Origin of the sequence: Allomuricauda sp. XS_ASV26, assembly GCF_041224615.1 — a bacterium.
Lineage (GTDB): Bacteria > Bacteroidota > Bacteroidia > Flavobacteriales > Flavobacteriaceae > Flagellimonas > Flagellimonas alginolytica.
Genome location: NZ_JBGFGK010000031.1, coordinates 421,223 through 441,884, shown reverse-complemented (window position 1 = coordinate 441,884; position 20,662 = coordinate 421,223). Strand labels below are relative to the sequence as shown.

Sequence of the window (20,662 nt, the reverse complement as noted above, 5' to 3'; positions counted from 1 at the left end):
TCGTATTTGCTTCGGGAACTATCAGGTGTTTTTTATTCTATTTGTATGGTTTTGCCATCTATTTGGTAATTGTAGCCCAGTATATTCTTCATTGATCGAAGCACATCATCTATAGTTTCAATCTCCACACTGAATCTGGCGTTCAACACTTTATTATTTAAATCGGTGTTTTTGTTTTCGATACTTACATTGTACCTGCGCTCGAGCATGGTGAGTATTTCATTAAAAGGAGTGTCCCTAAAAACCAGTTCACCTCCTATCCAACTTGTATAAAGGTCTACATCCACGTCGGACATGCGAGAAGAAAGTGTTGTTTTGTTCCACGATCCCTTGGTGCCGGGGGTCAGTATCATATCCCCTTCATCGGTTTCCGAGTTTCTCATGGCCACCTGCCCTTCAACAAGTACTGTTTGTATTTCTGGGTTCTCTGGATACGAACTCACATTAAACTGTGTACCCAATACTTCCACGGTTACTTTATCGGAATGCACCAAAAACGGATGGGCCTTATCCGAGGTTACATCAAAATAGGCCTCTCCTTTTATAAATACCTCTCTATTTTTTCCTTTGATAAAATTTATTGGATATGTAATGGTCGTTCCTGAATTAAGATGAACCAAGGTACCGTCGGACAACTCAAGTTCGAACACTTGTCCATATGGAATCTTTAATTCGTTGTATTCCAATTTTTTGATACTGGACTGTGATACGTACTTGATCCTGTTCCCTTTTTGTTCGGCAATCAGCTCCCCGGTTGAAGAGCGGATCTGGCCATTGCCGTCCTCATCAATAATCCGAACATCGTGATCGGCTCCTTTTAAGGTCACCACTTCCCCATTGACCGGCTGCTCGGGCAGTTCTGGAGATTTAACTATTTTAAAGATAATTGTTGCCCCTAACAGCACAATGGCCACTGCGGCATACTTTAGAACATTTTTCCACAAGGGCACTACCCGTGTTTGTACTCCATTTTTCTTTTGCAGTCTTTTTTGGAATCGTGTCCATTCTTCATCGATGTTGAGCGAATGTGTTTCCTCCAAATAACTTTCCACCAATCCTTCCGCATGTAATTTCTGTACCAACTCCTTTTCTTCGGGAGTCAAGTCTTTCAGCAATTCCTGATCAATAACATCCGAGGATTTTATCCGGTGCAATAATTGTCTTAGTCTTGATTTTTCCACAACTGTGTTTTTCTAATTATAAGTAGGGACAGTTTTACAATAGGGTGACAGTTGCTTGTTAAATTTTAACTTTTTTCTAAAAAAACATGGTTGTAAGACAATTTTTTTACACATTTAATGAGCAATTACTATTTTTATGAAGGTTTTTCTAATCTCAAAATACCTGTAACCCCAATAGTGAAAGAAAAATTGAATAGTGACAAAGTGGATATAGAACTTCAATTCAAAGAAAATTATGAGTTGTTGCTGATAACATCCTACACTATTCTTAAGGATAAAAATATTGCCTGCGACATTGTTCAAGATTTTTTTGAATACTACATCAACAAAAATGAATCCATTGCCCTAAAAGTATCTTTCCAAGCGTATGCAGTGCGTGCTGTAAAAAACATGAGCTATACTTTTTTACGAAAAACCAGTCAAGAAAGAGCTCTACTTCAAAATCTTCCAAAAGAAACAGAAGTAATCGACCATCCGGCCATGGAAGTTGACCCACGGGAACTTAATCTTTCTAGGCTAATGGAATCTTTACCTCCAAAAAGAAAAAAGATCTTTGAAGCTTCGGTGATCAATGGCCATAGCTATGCTGAGATCGCAGAGGCCAATGGCATATCTGTAAACACGGTAAAAACCCAGATAAAGCGAGCCTATGCCTTTATGCGAGCCACCGTAAAGACTTTCCTTTTTTGAACAAAATTGGCCTACTGTTAGTTAGACCCTTTATAAATTAGGTCTTGCAAATCAATTTCCCCAATTTTCTGGGTAAGCTCTGCATTAGAGTACAGCTCCATTGCCGGCTCTAAGAAATGATAGCTGTAACGAGCTCCATACACGAAAGGGTTGTCCGTTTGAAAATCTTTAAAAACCGACCTTACTTTCATGGTAAGCTGTAGGAGTACGCTTTTATCATTGATCAGGGCCTCGGCCTTTTCCGGGGCTATCTTAAAGAGGACATACCCATTTATATACTCCACTTGGCTCGTTTTATTGGCAATCTCTTGCCCATACGGTGTCTGGGGCAAAAATTCAGAAAAATAATCCAAAGAAGACACCTTGATCGATTTGCTTCTTAAAGGTAATTGAATCCAGAATCCACCTTTGTCAAAATCATATTGCCCGTGAAACTTTATATCATGCACCAACTGAAAATCTTCGGTCCCGTCCGAAAAAAAGGCTTCGCTCCATTTTAATATGGTGTCCAAATACTTGTCCACAAACGAAACATACCTTTCGTTCTCGGTAAAATCATCGGCCTGGTGACCGCCCCATTTACGAACAAACGGACTTTTTCCGTCGCCGCTCCAATCGTTCATAAAATATTCCCTTTTTAAGGCATCGGTACCCATATCAAAAGCAAACTCTTTTAATACTTTTTGCGCCAGACTGGATTTCGCCTCTTGTTCTATGATCTTTCCTTTGGTCTGTTGGGTAAGGGTCGTTTTATCCATCGCCTTAAAATGCTCTTTTAACATATGGATACGTACCAAATGGGCAAAACCCGTATAGCCCAAGCCCGTGAGGTTTCTTTTGTCCGCCGCCTCCTTTGAAAGGTCTACCTGCTTGGGGTTGTCCCGCTTCATATAAAAATCTACGGCCCCAAATCGGGGAAGTCCCTTGTGTTTTTGAATCACTATATCCTTAAAGGCAGGGTCCGGAGATTTGTACACCAAATAATCCGATTCGTTATACGTGGTTTTTGATTGCTCTACGGCCTTGGGGGATGCCGATTTATCTTGATCGTTTTTGACCGTTACAGGACCTTTAGCGTCCCCAGCTTCCTTAGTGCCACTTTTATTTTCGGTAAAAACAACATCTATCCCATTGTTTGCCTTTTTGAGCAATTTTTCTTCTGCTTGTTGTTTCAGCTTTTTGAAAAATTGGGCATTGGCCTTGGGCGATATGGTAAACACTAGCCCCGCCATGATCAACATATATGCCCGATTATTCCCCATTTTGATTATTGTTTAAGATTTGCACTATTTATATCCACCTCGCCCATTTTATTGGTAAGTGCCACATCTTTGTAAAATTCAATGATCGGACTCTCCAGTTCGTATTCCCAAGTTACAGAGGTCGTATTATAGGGTTTGGGGTTTACCCGAACCTTGAACACCACAAAAACCGGTGACCTTGGAATTAATTTGTAGTTCTTGGCCTTTTGGGCATCTATGGGCAAGAATATTTTTTTGCGTTGGTGCCTTATTGCTTTCTCGTTCTCGGTATAGGGTATAAAATTGGAATGATGTAGTATGAAATCCCCTCCTATGGAAAATAGATTCCCTATCCAATAGCCTTTTTCTTTAAAATCATATTTTTCGGCCACCATACCCTTTGCCACATAATACGCAACGTCGCTACCATCGGCATAGAAGGTCTTACTCCAATCCTTTAGAGTGTCGAAATAATTCTTCACAAAACCGGTATAACTGCGGTTCTGGGCAAACTCGTTGTTACCCATGCCCCCCCAATAGGAAACGTTTATCCGCTCTCCTGACGGATTATAGAAATTACAGGGCGATGCTGCTTCGGAATCACAAAAGTAGTCTTTCAATTTATCGTCGGATAGCGTTTCCCCTGCCAGGATCCTTACATGATTCTGGGCAAACTCCGAATTCCTTTTACTCAGGTCTCCTGTTGAGTGTTGATTTTTAATGAGTTTTGAACGGTCCATATCTTTGAGCGTTTCCTCTAAAAACCGCATCTCCAAAATAGCCTTATAGGCCTTATTGGTAATCAGTTTATGTGTATTTCTCTTGAAATGTAGCGCTCCATATCTTGGCAAACCCTTATGGGATTGAATAACTATATCACGAAAATCCTTGGATGGGGCCGGGAATCGCAATACTTCCTGATCTTGATTCTGGCCAGTATTTTTTACGTTGATTGGCTTTGCCTGGTCAGCAGGATTGTTGGTCCCAACCTTGGGTGGAGATTGTACAACAGGGCCGGTTGAAGCAGTATTGTTTTCCCCGTTCAAAAATTTATCCGTTTTGGAGTTTGCCGTTTCTACAACCTTATCCTCTATACTTTTTTTTAATTTCTTAAAAAATTGGGCATTCGTAGAAATAGGCTTCAAAAAGACCATTGCCCCGAACAAGATCAATAGAATAGTTTGTGTGTTTTTGGTTCTCATCATTTGTTATCTGGTTTTGGTCACCATCGTATTAATATCAATTTCGTCAACCTTTTTTGTCAAGCTGTCATCCGAATAGATTTCAATTATCGGGGAGTTCAATTTGAATGTGGTTTTTAACTGGTCTGCCCTATAACTTTCGAGCCCGTTCAACTTTCCGGTCACATTGAACACCAAATGTATCTGCTGTACTTTTTCCGAAAAGGTTTCGGCTTTCTCAGGCGACATTTTTAATAATATGGAGGCACCGTTGGGGTGCATTAATTTTCTTTCTGCTGAATTGCCAGGCTGCAATCCATACCACTTTAACAAAAATCCTTGATTGTAAAATTGATGTGTTATCAACCAAAACCCCCCAGCCTTAAAATCGTATTTCCCCAGATGGGTCCTGGTTACATAGTAACCATTAAGTGTATTGTCTGGGAGCAACGTACTTCCCCATTTTACGATCACGGGCAAATCGTTCTTGGCAAATGTAGTGTAGGCCCTTAGTTGCTGAAAATCGGTGGCTCCCCTCCCACCCCATGGCCTTATGTTACTTGGCTCGTTGTAATATCCTTCTTGTGGAAATCTCGATGTACAATCCGAATCTTCTTTTTGATTACAGAAATAGCTCATTGCGTGTTCATTGGTGCTGAGTGCATTAGCAAGAAGCAAAGTATGTTGCTGGGCGGTATGGGACATTTTATCTTTTTCGAACATCGTATTGGTTCGCTCTGTAAAATAATCCCTGTCCATAGCCGCAAACATCTCTTCTTTAAACCTAATCTTTAAAAGTTCTGCAAAAGCATGTCTACTGGCATTGTTGTGACTGAATCGCTTGTCGATATCCATATACGTTGCATCACTCGGCTTTACGTAACTACCATCCGATTTTAAATAATACTCATCTTGCACCCCAAAACGCAATTTGTTGTTATGCGTCTGTAGCGACAGATCTATAAAATTGGGTGAAGGGGCTTTGTAGACCTTCTCTTTTCCTTGCCCACAAACTGAAAACAGCCCTGAAAATGCGATGAATATAAATAGTATTTGTTTCATAAATCAATGAGTTAGATCGGCAAGGGACAATGTTTTAAAGTGTTGTGTCAGTGCCTCGTCGGTATAAATTTCCAAATCGGCGTTTTCGTGCGAATATGTAAATTCCAAGGGATCAGAAGCAGCCCCCATAGGTTTGTTCGCCCATTTTACCTTTATTTTTTTCACGGCATACAAATGTCTTATCCCTTCTTTCTGAAATTGCTCTGCCATTTGTTCATCTATCTGAAGTAAAAATTTGATGGCCATCCTCTTATCAACCGCGTTTCGGAGCGCTAACTCGAAAGGTTTCACGGGTTCGAACTCCACCTTGTTCAAGATGCCCTGCTTCATCGGAAAAATGTTATTTAGCTTTAGAAGGTGATATACGGTATATCCTTTTTTATCAAAATCATAAGTACCGCCAATATTCAGTATAGATACATGGTAAACAACCAACTCATCGTTCTTCATAACAGTTTTGCTCCAATCCAAAAGTGGGTCTAAACAGTTATCGACGAAAGACGTATAGTTGCGAAGAATTTCAAATTCATTTTTGCCTTGGCCGGCATTCTTACACTCTTCTGCCAAGCATAGATCTGGAGCCACCCGACGCCTTAAAAACCGTTGTAAAAAGGCCGAATTCGCATCTTTTTCGGACATATTGGAGGTCATTGTGGTCAACCGCTCCCGATCCAAATCTTTCATAAACGGTTGTAGATACTTTAGACTGACCAATAAGGCAAAATTGTTCATGCCCGAAGCAACGATTTTATTTTTCTGCATGCCATTAGGGTCGCCGGCACCACGAACCGGTCTGCCCCCTCGTATTCCCTGTCTTTGTCCAGTAGCCTGTCCCCGATACATGTTCAAAGCCCCGAAACGCAGCAAGCCCTTATGTGTTTGCAATGTTATGGAAACAAATTTGTCAGAAGGCGCTTGGAGCACGACCAGTTCTTTATCACTTGTAGATTGTGCTCTGCCGACCAGAATTCCCAAAAAACAGAAAACGATGTATAAAATTGATCTTGCCATAATTTTATCCTTCATATTTTAATCCCAAGTAATGGTTCCGTCCAAGGTCAAAATCACATTGGTATCGGTATTGATTACCGTTGTTTCCTCTAAAGTAATGGTTTTCGCCTCAAAATCAACCTCATACCCGTCACCACAAGCAATAAAAAAGTTTTGATAGGGAGAAGTGCAGGCATGCCTATATTCTTCACCATCTTTTACTATGGTCATGGATATACTTTTGTCTATATTTGGTGAACCTCCAGTGGAGAAATCCGCAGCTACGATTACAAACCCGTTTTGGTCATTTTCATAAACGAGCTCGTTATCCACAACCGCTATGTTTTCCGACATCAGGATTACCGATTTATTGGTACCCGACAACGCAACATTGCCAACTTCCAAATTACCGACCGTCAAGCTTGTTCCCAGTACCTGCGTTTCATTTCCTGACAAACGTATGGTCCCTTGTGCTGTGGTCAGTGTGTCCTCATTATCGTCTTCGTTGTTGTTATCGCAACTAAAAAGCAAAAAAAACATGGCAGATAACAAGCAGTACATAGTTTTAAATTTCATATAGTTGATGGTTTATGTATATAGCAATCTCTAAACTATATTTTTAAAACGAAGTACACCACCTTGATTTATTCTACGTGCCCATTTAATACCGTACCGTACCCGATGGGTAGATATCCGCAATACCCACTTTATGGTTATTTTTTTGGACAAAAGGATTAAATTTGGAAGCAACCAACCTCTCAACATGCGCCCAACCATACCAAATAGTCTTTGTTTTTGTTTGCTTTTTCTTATTGTTTTTAAAGTCCGGTCACAAGAAAAAACCCTAGACTCCTTACAGGTCGAGTTGCGGAACCACACCCTACAAGACACCGTTAGAGCAAGCCTATTGATCCGTACCGTTTCTGAAATGACGTATTCTGACCCGAATGAGGCCTTCCCTTTAATTGATGAATCGATTTCGATTTCTAGAAATGAAAAATGGACGAAGGGCGAAGCCTTGGGATTACGGCAAAAAGGCAACCTCTATTACGTATTGGGAGACAACCTAAATGCATTGGACGCTTATCAAAAAGCAGTGCTTCTGAGCAAGAATATATCGGACAAACCCCTTGAGTCCAGCTTATTGAGCAACATAGGCAATATACATGCAGATCTAAAAGAGTATGATCGCGCTCTGGAAAATTATCGTGCTTACCTTAATACTGCCCGGGAATTGGGCAGTCGACCTGATGAAATTAAGGCACTTTCCAACATAGCCATTGTGTACAACGACTCCGAAAACTTTGAAGAAGGAATTTCGTATTTGGAAAAAGCATTGGAACTGGCCAAACTAGAGAACAATGATCTATTTGTGGCCGCCATTACCAACAACCTGGCGTTGGCCCAAAAAAAAGCAGGTGCCCACGAAAAGGCCTTGGTAAACTACCAAAAGGCCGCAGACTTGGCCCAACAAATCGGCAACAAATACATCGAAGCCTCTGCACTGAACAGTATTGGAGAAATCAACGCGCTACTGCAAAATTTTTCAGTTGCCGAGACCAATGCCGATCGCGCCCTTTCCATTTCCAAGGAAATCGGGGCCGTGGAGTGGCAAGCAGATTCGTGGAAAGTCCTTAGCAGTGCTTTTGAAAACAAAGGCAAATTGGCCGAGGCACTTTATGCTTACAAGGAATATATTACACTAAGGGACAGCGTGTTGAGCGAAGAAAAAAAATCGGAACTGACCCGAAAGGAAATGCAGTTCAAAATGGAGCGTCAACAGGCCATAGCCCAAGAAGAAATAAAAAGAGAACGTTTGGTGAAGAATGGTTATTTGATCGGCACATTGGTGCTCTTGATCATAAGCGCCTTGGGATATGTTTTTTACAAACGTAGGCGAGATGCCTTGGAAAAAAAGAAAATAGCCGAGTTTAATGCCAAAGTGGCCGAGACGGAGCTAAAGGCCCTGCGCTCTCAGATGAATCCCCATTTTATATTCAACTCGCTAAATTCGATAAGCGATTTTATTGCACGAAAAGACATCAAACAAGCGGATGATTATCTGGTAAAATTTTCCAAGCTGACCAGATCTATCCTTGAAAACTCGGAAAAAAAATGGATTCCTTTGGAGGAAGATCTAGAACTGATGGAACTTTACATACAGTTGGAAGCTTTGCGTTTGGAAGAGAAACTCACCTATACCATCACCATTGACGAGTCCATTGAAACCGACAATACTTTGATACCACCTTTTATTTTACAACCATTTATAGAGAATAGTATTTGGCATGGCATCGCTCCAAAAAACGGGCTTGGGCAAATAGACCTTTCCATTAAAAAAGCTGAAGACATGCTTGTTTGTTCCGTGGACGATAATGGTGTAGGACGATTAAAAAACCATGGCCAAACGCACAAGAACAACTCATTTGGGTTAAAAATTACAAAGAATAGAATAGATATTATCAACCATTTAAAAAATACCAAAGGATCACTTAAATTGTTTGATAAAAACGAAGGGGTCCGTGTAGAGATCAGACTTCCGTATGAAGCCCAATTTTAATTCCCTATGCTAAAAGCAATAATAGTAGACGATGAACAACATTGCATAAACCGACTGGACGGTTTACTCCAAGAGTATGGAAACGATGTAAATGTTTTGGCACGATGCCATTCCATTAAGGAGGCAAAATCAGAAATAGAACGTGAATCCCCCGATATTTTATTTTTGGATGTTCAATTGGGGAACAACACCGGATTCGACCTACTTTCACAATTGTCCCAAATCGATTTTGAAGTAATCTTCACCACATCTTATGACAACTATGCATTAAAGGCTTTTAAATTTTCGGCATTGGATTATCTCTTAAAACCTATCGACAAAACAGATTTTATCCAATCGCTTCAAAAACTACGACAACAAAACAACTTAAAGGAAACATCAAAAAAGATTGATGTCCTTTTCCATAACTTTAAAGATACCAACGATTCCTCAAAACGGATAGCAATCCCAACCATTGAGGGTTTTACTATGGTGGACACCGGTAACATTGTACGATTGCAGTCCGATGCCAACTACACGCATATTTACACCGCTACCCAAAAAAAGATTACGGCATCCAAGACCATTAAATTTTTTGAGGAGCTTTTGGAAGGACAAAATTTTTTCCGGGTACACAAATCCCATTTGGTACATCTTAAATTCATAGAATCCTACAATAAAGGGAAGGGCGGATACTTAACCCTGTCCGACGGCAATAAAATTGAGGTCGCCGTACGAAGAAAAGAAGCTTTGCTCAAACGGTTGATGTAATTTCAAAACCGATGGTTCTCCCGAGGAAGTATCAAATAACGAATCACAAGATCAGTTAAGGCCCATCAACAAAAAAGCCCCCAGAAAATTCCAGAGGCCTTAAAAATAAGATCACAGTTTGATCAATGGGCATAAAACTCCATCGCTTCTTTGGTAATACCATGCCATTTTTTGGCAAGTTGAAGTTCCCCGTTCAGTTGTAAATATTCGTCTGCATTATAAAGCTCAAAACTGATCGGTGCAGCACTTTTGTCCTTGGAGTAAAAAACAAGTTCTATTCTTTCCAAAATTTCCTCGGTTCTCTTGTTCACCCTAACACGTTGCTTTGCCTCATTCACCTCGCATTTAAGTAGTGTATTTACAGGCACGGTCTTTTCCACAATCTTATCTTTGGTTTCCTTATAAAACAAAATATAGTTTTTGGCGCTGGATATGCCTAACGCCATTTTACGTCCATAATCCACGTTGGCAACGTCGGACCCGAGTGATGCAGCTATATTCTTTAATTTATCCAGAAGTTCTTTTTGTTTTCTCTTTTTTCCTTTTGCCATGAGTACAAATGGCATAGCGGAAAGGGCTATAACTACAACCCCAATACTAATTGTTCCTAATTCCATTTTTTGATTTTTTAAATAAAATAATATAACCCAGCACGTATGTGAGGGCTTAAATAGATGTGTATGACACAATCCATGTCACGGAAAAATCAAAAAGATTTCAAAAAAAGAAATGGAAAGGATAAAGTAAATTGGCCTTGTTCTTATTAATGAGGCCATTTGGTGATTTTATTGGAAGCGCATCTAGATGAGAAACCATCGGATGCAATAGACCATGTAAACCTGCGACAATGTGACTATCTGTACCTAAATGTTGATTGTTCTCCGAAGCACTGTTAATATAATCGGAATAAACAGCGGGCAATGTGTGCTGGAAGCCATCGGACGTATCGTCCAATTGGTACCATTGTTGACTTAGTGCCTTTGGAGATCCATGGACCGAATGGAGTGATGAATACCCCAATGCCATCGCCCAAGCATACACTGCCAACAATGCAACAAAAACATATGATTTTCGCCCTTTTACCAATTTTAAATACATTGATTCAATCAGCAAAAGTATAATAATTTGTTATGCCAACATTCTTTTACAATGAAAGAAAAACAAATACTTCTAAATCAGAATTCAATAGGTAAGCGTGTTGTACCCTTTGGCCTGCAACTGCAAGATTCGGACGGACCATGTGGGGACCGGAACAAGACCTTCGATAATCTGCTCTTTGGTAACATTTTGTTTTTTCATGGCAACACTGCAAAGGCTTACGCGCACCTTTGACCTATATTTTTGAAAAAAGACCTCCAATTCCGATCCCTTTACCAATTTTGCCACAATTTTACCTTTTACCACAATTTCGTAGTCGGTTATTTCCACCCCATTTTCCACCAAAAAATCGTACATGCTCAAAGCTCCTTTAAAATGTCGCTCGTCACTTACGCCGATAGCGAACTGGGTCGTATTTTTTAAATCGTTTACCGTTTCGGCATCCAATTGGGACTGCCCGATCGCTTTTTGATTGGATAAACTAAAAAAAGTAATAAAGAGAATCAGTGTAAGGAATATTTTTTTCATGATCTTTTTGGTTTTAGTTGGATGGTTACGAGGGCAAATCGGTTCGCCCATCAATACAATTGCTCTTAGATTTCTTTGGATAAGACAAGACCAATTTAACAAAAAACAATGGCTTACTTAAATTAATATACCCGAATTCACATTTTTAGCGATTTGATTCTGAAATTAAAGGCAATTATCCGTAAAATTCAATAAGTCCTAAATTGAAATATCGATAAACATCAAAAAAACTAAGTTAGAACCAACCGCATCTACCTTGTGGAATTCTTTAAAACCAAATTTTTCAAACAGGCATTAAGTCTTAGAAAGAATTAGACACCTTTTTCTTGTTTTTTCCTAAGAACCGCACCATTTTTTTGTCCTGTATATTTTCCTTCATCAATGGCAATCTTCCCGTTGATGATACTATATTTTAACCCTTCGGCCAATTTAAAAGCATCTTCATAAGTAGCTTTATCCATAAAAGTAGCGGGGTCGAAAATAATGATATCTGCAAAATACCCCTCCAACAACTTACCCCGATTAGGGATCCGAAGAATATCTGCGGTTACTGCACTGCTTCGGTTAATGAAGGCTGCTGTAGTTAATACACTATCCTGCTTAACATAGGTATTATATTTTCTTGGAAACGAACCATACTTTCTCGGGTGTCCCGAACCGCCATCCGAACCTGTTACCACCCATGGCTCATCCATAAAATTTGCAATGTCATACCTAGTCATATTAAAGGAGGCGATCTTTGCATAACCGTCCTCCAAGATTTTAAAGACGGTTTCTTCTGGAGGCATATTATGAATCTCGGATATTTCCTCAAGATTTTTACCTTCATACAGTTTGTTGGGCGACTGAACGATCAATAAGGTTTTTGGCCCTCCCCTTCTTGCGATATTAATTTTGGTTTCTTCCAATATCTTAGTTCTTTGCCCAGAGGTATTAATACGAACAACCAACGAATCCCTACCCCCACTTTCTGCCCAGCGTGGTACTACTGCAGCTTGAAGTCCAGTAGCCGATGCATTATATGGATATTGATTTGCGGTTACCTGAATTCCCTTTTTTTGTGCAGCTTCAATAATGGTTATAATGGAATCACTTTGTTTCCATACATCTACTCCCAAACATTTAATGTGCGAAATATGTACGGGCAAACCCGCTTTTTCTCCGATTTCTATGGTTTCTTTTATTGCGGGGATCAATCCTATGGAGTATGTGCTTTCGTCTCTCAAATGTGTATCATAAACACCTTTTGTTTCGGCAACGACTTCTGCCAATGCTATTATTTCATCGGTATCGGAATAACTTCCCGGGGCATAGAACAATCCGGTGGACATACCAAAGGCCCCTGCATCCATTTCTGCTCGGATTACCTTTTGCATTTTTGTTATTTCTTGCTGTGTTGCCTTACGGTCGCTGGATCCTACTACCATTTTCCTTACCGTGCCATGCCCTACAAACACTGCTACATTGGTACCGACCCCATGCTCTTCGCATTTGGCAGCATATTTTACGAATGGATATGGGCTACTACCATCGTTGCCCACTACTACCGTTGTTACGCCTTGAAAAAGAAACGGTTTATTGTCCGACAAATTTTCGTTTACCAAATCGTTGGTTGCATGTGTATGGGGATCAATAAAGCCCGGTGATACTGTCAATCCTGCGGCATTAATTATTTTTGAAGCGTTTATTTGAACTTTGCCCGCACTGCCAACATAAGCGATTTTATCTTCTTTAACGGCTATATCCACTATACTCGGAACGGTATCCATCCCATTGTACACGGTTCCGTTTTTAATTAGTATATCGGCTTTAATTGCAGGGTGGATACAGGCTGCAACAAATAGCAATGTGAGCACTGCACCGACACAAAACACCTTATATTTAATCTTTACACCCAATTGATCAGAGTTTCATTAGTTGCCTCATCATCCATAAATATAGGTGAAACCTAACAAAGTCATAGTTTCAATTGTCATTGAACCTATCATTTTAAAACACTTTGCCCAATGCATTACTGATTTTAATCCACCCAGACTCATCTTGCCGAAGTTTTGAGCGCTCTTGCTCTATATGCACAAATCTACCTGTTGTCCCTGTTGCCGGCACACTGCAAGGAGATGCCGAACCGTTTATATATCTGCCTTGGGTATTATCGAACGCTGCATATCGTGTCCAATTTAGATCGATGTGCGGAATTTTAAAGGTCAAGGTATTATCTTCTTCAAGAAGGGCATCCCTAAGCATAACCACATAATCTTTTGCCGGTGTTTTATTGGTTCCATTACTTAAAATAACGTAAGGATCGGTCGGCTCCTTACCAAATCCATGAAGTTGAACAAAAACACTGGAAGGAAGTGCATTAAACAGATTTTCGGTTGTGACCTGAAATGTAGTATTGGTATTGTGTGGAACATCCGATATCCTATATGCCCCAAAATATGAGCTACAAGATTTGGTTGTGCCATCGCATGTAGAGGAACCTTCTTGATCACATCGGTGGGCCCCGCTTAAAAACAATGCCCTAGCTACGTTCCTTCTAAAGGCGAATGCTGCCTGGTATCCAGTTTTTTGATCGTGCAATACGTGAGGAGCAGCCAAAACCAAGTCTTTTCGTTTTGGGGTCTTGCTAAAAACATAAGTCCCCCAGTAGTTCTGTCTTTCTTGATATTCCTTTATAATATAGTAAACTTGATTCGGAGAGGAATAAATATCCGTAAACTCCACTATCTGATAATTTAGATACACGGCTTCATCAACAGCTTTGGTGATGTCTTCATCCAAAATAGCATCTATAATGGAGTCCCATTGATCCAATTCGTTGTCCGTGGGGACTTTGTATTTCTTGGCCGATATACCCGGCACAATATCCAGCAAATCCCTTAAGTAATCCTCCAAGTTACCGGAGGCAAACTGCAGTTCCGCCACAAGGGGGTCGGATGTATGCACATTGATAGGGTCGCTGAGTTTAGATGAGTTTCCTGCTTCATCGGTAGCCAGTACTTGAAAAGTATAATCGGTTCCCGGTACCAGATCATCCAAATAATAAGATGGCTTGCCCGACCCCACTAAAAATTCACCGTTTTGATACAAGGAGTAATTCTTTACGTTTACATTATCTTCTGCGGGGTTCCAATACAAAAATAATGTCCGTTGTGTAATATTTTCGGCCTTTAAACCTACTGGTATGGTAGGGGGGTCCAGATCTACAGCTGTTTCAGTATTTTCTTTATCCTCGGATGAGCAAGAGATAGCTCCCAACAATAGCCATAAAAAACTGATGATTGTTTGCGAACAACTTCTTCTTTTTATTATTAAATCCATAACTTTTAATTTAAGTCTCCAATTAATGAGGTTTAGTCTTCAGCTTCATAAACAATGATATTATCCAAATCGAACGATTCTGCCGTGGCTCCTGATTGTATTTGAACAACCAATTGATACGAGCGAATTCCTTTTTGAAACCCGCTGTTTACCTCCATCCATTGGCCAGCTACGGCCTCTACATCATCGTTATAGATATTTATTAGTTCCAAAACCTCATCGCCATTGTCTGTGGTTATATTTGCATAGGCGTGGATACCGTCCAAGTCCTCCCAACTGGTGTCCCCAAAGAAAACTTCAAAAGAGATTCCCGAGTTGTTTTGCCCTTCGGGAACATGTACCGTATCAAAAGTTATTCTCAGAGCGCCATCAGCGTCTTCCGAATGGAATCCCTGCACTCCATCCGGATATTCTTCGTAATCCTCGAATAAAGACATTACTCCTATGCGTTCTTCCGAAAAGCCAAGGCTACTGGTACTGATATTGGGAATGGCCAAATACTCGGTATCGAAGCCTAACTCATTATCTGGTCCGGACCCTTGCGCTACATAATCCACGTAGGGCGGACTTGGTCCATTGATCAGGTCGAGTGTTTCATCGTTTGTACCATTTCTATTGTAAACATCTTCATCTCCTGCTACGGCAGGTTCTTCGAAAGAAGTTCCTCTGATCTTTACACCAGGCGGCTGATAGAACCCAATGGTAAATTCCATTGCATTGTTATGTTCAGATTGCTTTAACCGGTCTGTGGTTTGTCCACCTTGGTTGATATAATTAAAATCAAAATCCGGCGACCTTCCATTAAAGGTTCCTGTTGGGGTCACAACAGTTGCTACAAACGTTATTCTATCCGTTAGCTCTACTTCGGTTTCTTCTACTTGTAAAGCTTCAAGTACATCGGAGAGATCAAATGTTAGGGTATATGGAAAACTACTTATCTCGATATAATCTTCTATGACCGCTTCGCCATCTTTGTACAATACATCCAAGGTATAGCTTGATGCATTCTGATTCGGGTCTTGCAACGTCGCCGTAAACACTTCCGAGTCAACCTTTAAAATATTAAAACTAAGGTTCGGTGCTTCTACAAATGTGATATAACCACCCTTGAATGCAATATCCTCGAGAGTATTGTTCTCATTATCGCAGGATAGAGCCAACACCAATGCAACAATCCAAAGTACTTTTCTATACATATTGACAAGTTTTCTAGTTATTTTATGAACCCTTCCGGGTTGGTATCCCAAAAAACCCTATCTGTATTCAGCTTTTGGGTTAATGAGGAGTTTATCTCTACCGCCCGTGCCGAATAAGGAAAGCTTCGTGGGAATGTTGGGTTATCGTTATCTATGGGGACTTGAATATTAGAAGGGTATCCTGTTCTTCTATATGCGTTGTAGGATTCCATCGAATTTCCGAAGGCTGCCAAATAATACTCCGTTATAATTATATCGAGTTTTTGTTCGTTAGTGGCCACATTGTTAAAATTGAAAAGAACCTCATCAATATATGCTTCTACTTCTTCATCCGTGGACTCAAAGTCCGAATCTACTTCTCCGAAAGAGAGAACTTTGTCCATAGAATCCTGTATTGCTTCCCTTAATAGTTTTTCCGGGTCTTCGCCCGTACTCAGCATTAATGCTGCCTCTGCCCTTAAAAACTTTACAAAGGAAGATGTTAAAAGGGGTAAAATACCCGCTCCATCCAAATGTGTAGAGGTTTTTGGGGCGGATACAAACTGGTCCTCATCAAATGTTCCACCTCCGGGATACAAACCATATACTGTTCTTTCCTCATTATCTCCAAAGCCAGTACGACTTTCTCCATGGTCCAGTCCTCGGTAAAAATCCCCGATATAACAATAATCCACATTGGACTCTTGCAAACACGTTGAATAGGGCACAATACTGAACGGACTGGAATCGGACTGCCTATACAAATAGTAACGTAGCCGTGGGTCCGCAACGCTTTTGGAATCTTTGAGCATAAACATAAAATAGTTGCCCATGTATTGTCCAAAATTGCTCACATACCCTCTACGGAAATAACGATGGCGACTTTCTGGCTCCTCCACAGTGGAAAAGGTGTATTGGAAATCTTCAGTTTCTGAATCTATCAAATCTTTTTCCAACAGTTCATTAATTGCCAATGCAATATCTGATACCCCAATTTCAGAACTCGCCAATCGGGTCTGCACCAAAATCTTGAGCTTAAAAGAATTGGCAAAAGCTATCCATTTATCCTTATCGCTATCATAGAACAAATCTGTAGAAAAGTTGAAGGTGGAGTTCTCAATATCCAATATGGCCCGATCAATATCATTCAGGACTTTTTTATAAATATCTATACCGCTTTCCAATCCTGGGTTCGGGTATTCGGATGGGACAACCGCCTCAGTGTAAGGTATTGCCCCCATATAGTCCACCATAGTTATGGTAAGGTATCCCAAAAGCAATTTATTGATGGCGTTATGGAATAATAAGGTTTCATCCTTTTCTGCCAAAGCTTCTATGGTCTTGGAATTGTTCAGGGCCTCAAAATAGCTTTCCCATTCAGTATCCAATACTGTTACGGAGACCAAATCACCATAGGTATCGGTCATTGCTTCATAACGCATAAGATCGTCCGTATTTAATATCATAAGTCCCATTAGGGATTGAAACTGATACTGGATTTCGTTCAAAAGATATTCAGGGTCCGCGCTTTTCGGGGTAAGGAAATTAGGGTTGTCCTGTAAGTCAAAATCAGAAACTTCACACCCTAGCAACGCTATGGATATCAATGCTATTCTACCAAAATATTCTATTGTTCTTCGCATGTGGTTTAAATTATTTTTGAATTAGAAGGACACTGATACAATAAAGGCAAACCTTTTTGTTGATGGGACGGTGCTATCCCCATCCAGACCATCACTTTCCGGGTCGTAATTGATATATTTTGGAAAATTGGGGGCCACATACCATAAGTTTCGTGCCGAAAGGGTAAGGTCCATTCTTTTGAACGGCAATCTGTCAGCTTTTTTTGGTTTCAACGTGTAGCCTACCGCCACTTCCCTAAGCCTAAAGATCGACGTGTCCCACATGGCAAGATCGTTAGCATTGTAATAGTTGGAATAACCCAATCTTCCGCTATTTAATTGAATATTATTGGGAATTTGATTTCCATTGGCATCCAATAATGGTTCGCCCGTAACATCGTCCGCCAAAAAACCAGGCAACACAAATGACCCTTCTCTATCCTCGGTTTCCTTTGCCACGCCACGTTCAAGCATATTTTTTACCGCTGTGGAGTAAATTTCGCCCCCATGGCGGTATTCTATTTGAGCACTGATCGAAAAACTCCCGATACCAAATCTATTTATATTGGTAAGCCTCCAATCTGGATTGGGATCTCCAATAACTTTGTTAGGCAGGCCAATATCGTTACTGGTAATTACTTCACCTACTCTGGTCGCCGAGCCATTGCCATTGATCAGTAGGTTTCCATCCTCATCCCTTAAGGCATAGTCCCCTTTTATAACACCAAAAGGCTCGCCTTCCACGGCAAATCTATCTTCACGGATATTTATATCCGCTCCGGTTGGCGTGGTTTCACGAACCATGGATTCGTCCGCAGTGACTATGTTCCTGAAATTCCAACGAAATTTATCCCCTCGAAAAATATCGACACCTAGATCAACCTCGATTCCTTCACTATCTATTCTTCCTAAGTTTATAAACTGATCATCGTATCCAGTGGCGGGGGCTACCGGCGACTCTACAATCTGGTCTTCCGATACGCGTTGATAAACGGACACCTCTAAAGAGGCTCTATTGTGAAACAGTTTGGATTCTATACCAAACTCAATTTCTTTATGCAGTTCTGGTTTTAAATTTAGATTGGCGTAGCGGGTACTATATCTATTGGTTACCGGATAGGTTCCGTCGGGAGCGGCAAACCTCAAGGGATCAATGATCAATGTACTTCGCGTTCTATACGGCGCGGGATACCCTGATGATGTTGCATACGCTCCCCTAAATTTAAGATAGTTAAGTGTGTTTCCTCCAAAATTAAACGCACTGGTCGGAATAAACGATAAGGATGCCCCTGGGTAGAAAAGTGATCGGTTATCTTTTTCTACCGTACTGCCCCAATCGTTTCTACCAGATATTGTGGCATACAAATAACTCTTGTACGCAAATTGAAATTGACCAAAGGCACCAGCCAAATTCTCGTTAGTACGGCTGTAGCTGGATTCCGTTACGGTAAAATTACTCGGCCTTAAAAATCCATATACAATTTGACCATCCGAGTTTGATGAATTTCCTACGTATCGCGTTATTTGGCTGTTGAGCCCTATCTGTGCTTCCAGACTCAAGTTTTTGATCAACTCCTTATTAAACCCGAGTATAGCAGTTTGATTTACAATTACCTCCTTACTATCCCCTATATTGAGATATCCTTGCTGATACACATCATCATACCCGCCTTTATTGGAAAAATCGAAGCCCGTATAGCTCTCTGAATCAAAACCTGCGCGGTATGTAACATTCAGCGAGTTGGAGAGCTGATAATTTGCGGTTACATTTCCAAAAACACGGACTTTATCATCATAATTCCCGGAATTGTTTAGAATCCAAAGTGGATTGGTATCGTTACGGTAATAGACAGACTCCCCTGTCAAAGGGTTCTGATAGGGCAACTCTGTTAAATCTATCCATCGGGGCAAATAGAACACCAGATTAAAAATATCCTCATCATTGATCAAATTTACCTTTCTGGTCGAATACCCAATATTTGCGGAAACATCCAGTTTTTCACCAAGCTGGGCCTTTCCTCCCAAGCTCAAATTAAAACGCTTTAAATCGTTGTGGTCAATTACTCCAGACTCATCGGTATATCCGGCCGATAAGTTAAAGCCCACTTTTTCTTTGGATGTTGAAAAGGTCAAGGAATGATTTGTTCCTATTCCCATTCTAAAAATATTCTTCACGTTATCCGGTTTTGGGCCTATTTTGATCATTTTGTCCGCATACTCAGGAAAAATATCGCCCATATTGGCATAAGGGTGCGGTACTGGGTCCATTTCCGAAAAAGCCGGTCCAAAGTTTGAAAATATCGTCGCGCCAAATTGTACCCCTTCCAGTCCGTTGGAATATGTGTTTTGGTATTTTGGCAATTGGGACACCATATTAGTGTACACCGAGGTGGCATAAGTTACCGTTGTGCTAGCTTCGCCTATTTTTGCCGAACCACTCTTGGTCTGAATCAAGATGACCCCGTTTCTTCCTTCGCTACCATATAGAACAGCAGCATTGAACCCTTTTAAGATGCTTATATTTTCGATATCGTTTGGATCTAGATCCCTTAAAAGTCCATTGAACGGAACATCGTTTACCACTATCAAAGGTGCGTTAGAACCAGTCAACGAAATATTTCCCCGAATTCGAATTGTGGAAGATGAGCCTGTTTGACCATCGGCCGGGGTTATCGCTACACCAGCGACCTTACCTTGCAGAGTACGCGCCAAATCCGCTTCGGGCCTTTTTTCAACTTCTTCTGATTTTACATTGGCAATGGCATAACCAAGTGCTTTTTTGGACTTTTTAATTCCCTGGGCGGTCACTATTACTTCGTCCAAAAGCTCTGTACTTTCCACCAATAGCACATTGATCTCATTTTGATTGCCCACAACGACTTCCTGTGATGTGAACCCTATGTAGCTAAATTCCAAAACATCTGCTCCGTTTTGAACAGTAATTGTGTATTCCCCATCAAAATTGGTGGTAGTTCCTACACTGGTACCTTTTACAACAACACTGGCGCCGGGCAATGGCCCAGAGGCATCACTTACCTTTCCATTGATCTGTCGTTGTGCGTTTATAGTGAAAGAAAACAGTAAAAGCAGACACAGGCATATATTTTGGTTTATGGGCATTGGTAAGTAGGTTTAAACGTGATTAGATTGGTCTTGATGTTTGTAAAAAACAGGTTCGGGATACTGAGGCCGAGGCCTGATATTGATCCAGCAAGTATGAAAGCTTAAACTATCAAATTCAAAAAAGAAGCTTGTCCAACCGT

General features: G+C 40.6%; 17 protein-coding genes. 3 read left to right on the top strand and 14 right to left on the bottom strand.

From position 1 onward, the window contains the following. Positions 1-32 precede the first annotated feature (32 nt). A complete protein-coding gene (locus AB9K32_RS09440; RefSeq protein WP_369885027.1) occupies positions 33-1,181 on the bottom strand; it encodes a FecR family protein in 1,149 nt (382 codons plus the stop codon). Between the two features lie 117 nt (positions 1,182-1,298). Here AB9K32_RS09440 and AB9K32_RS09435 point away from each other — a divergent pair, with 117 nt between their 5' ends. Next, the gene (locus tag AB9K32_RS09435) at positions 1,299-1,871 is read left to right on the top strand and encodes a sigma-70 family RNA polymerase sigma factor (RefSeq protein WP_369885026.1); all 573 of its coding nucleotides are present in this window, start codon (positions 1,299-1,301) and stop codon (positions 1,869-1,871) included. A gap of 17 nt (positions 1,872-1,888) precedes the next feature. On the opposite strand, the gene AB9K32_RS09430 is transcribed toward AB9K32_RS09435, so the two are convergent. From AB9K32_RS09430 to AB9K32_RS09410, 5 genes are read right to left on the bottom strand one after another with little or no spacing between them, the layout of a single operon-like run. Continuing rightward, positions 1,889-3,133 carry a hypothetical protein gene (locus AB9K32_RS09430; protein ID WP_369885025.1) on the bottom strand — a complete coding sequence of 415 codons (1,245 nt, stop codon included), beginning with the start codon at positions 3,131-3,133 and terminating at the stop codon, positions 1,889-1,891. A gap of 5 nt (positions 3,134-3,138) precedes the next feature. Further along, complete coding sequence (locus AB9K32_RS09425) at positions 3,139-4,317, bottom strand: hypothetical protein (RefSeq protein WP_369885023.1); 1,179 nt, start codon at positions 4,315-4,317, stop codon at positions 3,139-3,141. A gap of 3 nt (positions 4,318-4,320) precedes the next feature. Then, on the bottom strand, positions 4,321-5,355 hold the full coding sequence (locus tag AB9K32_RS09420) for a hypothetical protein (RefSeq protein WP_369885022.1): 1,035 nt from the start codon (positions 5,353-5,355) through the stop codon (positions 4,321-4,323). A 3-nt stretch (positions 5,356-5,358) separates the two neighbouring features. Beyond that, positions 5,359-6,381, bottom strand: coding sequence for a hypothetical protein (locus AB9K32_RS09415; protein WP_369885021.1), 1,023 nt, complete (start codon positions 6,379-6,381; stop codon positions 5,359-5,361). A 3-nt stretch (positions 6,382-6,384) separates the two neighbouring features. Next, positions 6,385-6,921: a hypothetical protein gene (locus AB9K32_RS09410; protein WP_224835281.1), complete on the bottom strand. Its 537-nt coding sequence runs from the start codon at positions 6,919-6,921 to the stop codon at positions 6,385-6,387. Positions 6,922-7,108: 187 nt separating this feature from the next. Between AB9K32_RS09410 and AB9K32_RS09405 the strand changes: the two genes are divergently transcribed. Together AB9K32_RS09405 and AB9K32_RS09400 are read left to right on the top strand one after the other, a co-directional pair. After that, positions 7,109-8,905, top strand: coding sequence for a tetratricopeptide repeat protein (locus AB9K32_RS09405; RefSeq protein ID WP_369885020.1), 1,797 nt, complete (start codon positions 7,109-7,111; stop codon positions 8,903-8,905). 6 nt (positions 8,906-8,911) lie between these two features. Continuing rightward, complete coding sequence (locus tag AB9K32_RS09400; protein WP_224835283.1) at positions 8,912-9,655, top strand: LytTR family DNA-binding domain-containing protein; 744 nt, start codon at positions 8,912-8,914, stop codon at positions 9,653-9,655. A gap of 122 nt (positions 9,656-9,777) precedes the next feature. On the opposite strand, the gene AB9K32_RS09395 is transcribed toward AB9K32_RS09400, so the two are convergent. The 8 genes from AB9K32_RS09395 to AB9K32_RS09360 all read right to left on the bottom strand — a co-directional run bounded on the left by AB9K32_RS09395 (position 9,778) and on the right by AB9K32_RS09360 (position 20,519). Next, a complete protein-coding gene (locus AB9K32_RS09395; RefSeq protein ID WP_369885019.1) occupies positions 9,778-10,272 on the bottom strand; it encodes a hypothetical protein in 495 nt (164 codons plus the stop codon). A gap of 100 nt (positions 10,273-10,372) precedes the next feature. Continuing rightward, entirely contained in the window at positions 10,373-10,768 is a 396-nt protein-coding gene (locus AB9K32_RS09390) for a hypothetical protein (protein ID WP_293294122.1), read from the bottom strand. A gap of 69 nt (positions 10,769-10,837) precedes the next feature. Continuing rightward, the gene (locus AB9K32_RS09385; RefSeq protein ID WP_369885018.1) at positions 10,838-11,281 is read right to left on the bottom strand and encodes a hypothetical protein; all 444 of its coding nucleotides are present in this window, start codon (positions 11,279-11,281) and stop codon (positions 10,838-10,840) included. A 311-nt stretch (positions 11,282-11,592) separates the two neighbouring features. Beyond that, the gene (locus AB9K32_RS09380; RefSeq protein WP_369885017.1) at positions 11,593-13,179 is read right to left on the bottom strand and encodes an amidohydrolase family protein; all 1,587 of its coding nucleotides are present in this window, start codon (positions 13,177-13,179) and stop codon (positions 11,593-11,595) included. 91 nt (positions 13,180-13,270) lie between these two features. Next, positions 13,271-14,602 carry a fibronectin type III domain-containing protein gene (locus AB9K32_RS09375; protein ID WP_252079098.1) on the bottom strand — a complete coding sequence of 444 codons (1,332 nt, stop codon included), beginning with the start codon at positions 14,600-14,602 and terminating at the stop codon, positions 13,271-13,273. Between the two features lie 32 nt (positions 14,603-14,634). Beyond that, entirely contained in the window at positions 14,635-15,798 is a 1,164-nt protein-coding gene (locus tag AB9K32_RS09370) for a hypothetical protein (RefSeq protein WP_224835289.1), read from the bottom strand. A 17-nt stretch (positions 15,799-15,815) separates the two neighbouring features. Then, on the bottom strand, positions 15,816-17,420 hold the full coding sequence (locus AB9K32_RS09365; RefSeq protein ID WP_252079097.1) for a SusD/RagB family nutrient-binding outer membrane lipoprotein: 1,605 nt from the start codon (positions 17,418-17,420) through the stop codon (positions 15,816-15,818). Between the two features lie 21 nt (positions 17,421-17,441). Next, positions 17,442-20,519 carry a SusC/RagA family TonB-linked outer membrane protein gene (locus tag AB9K32_RS09360; protein ID WP_369885016.1) on the bottom strand — a complete coding sequence of 1,026 codons (3,078 nt, stop codon included), beginning with the start codon at positions 20,517-20,519 and terminating at the stop codon, positions 17,442-17,444. Positions 20,520-20,662: the final 143 nt, after the last annotated feature.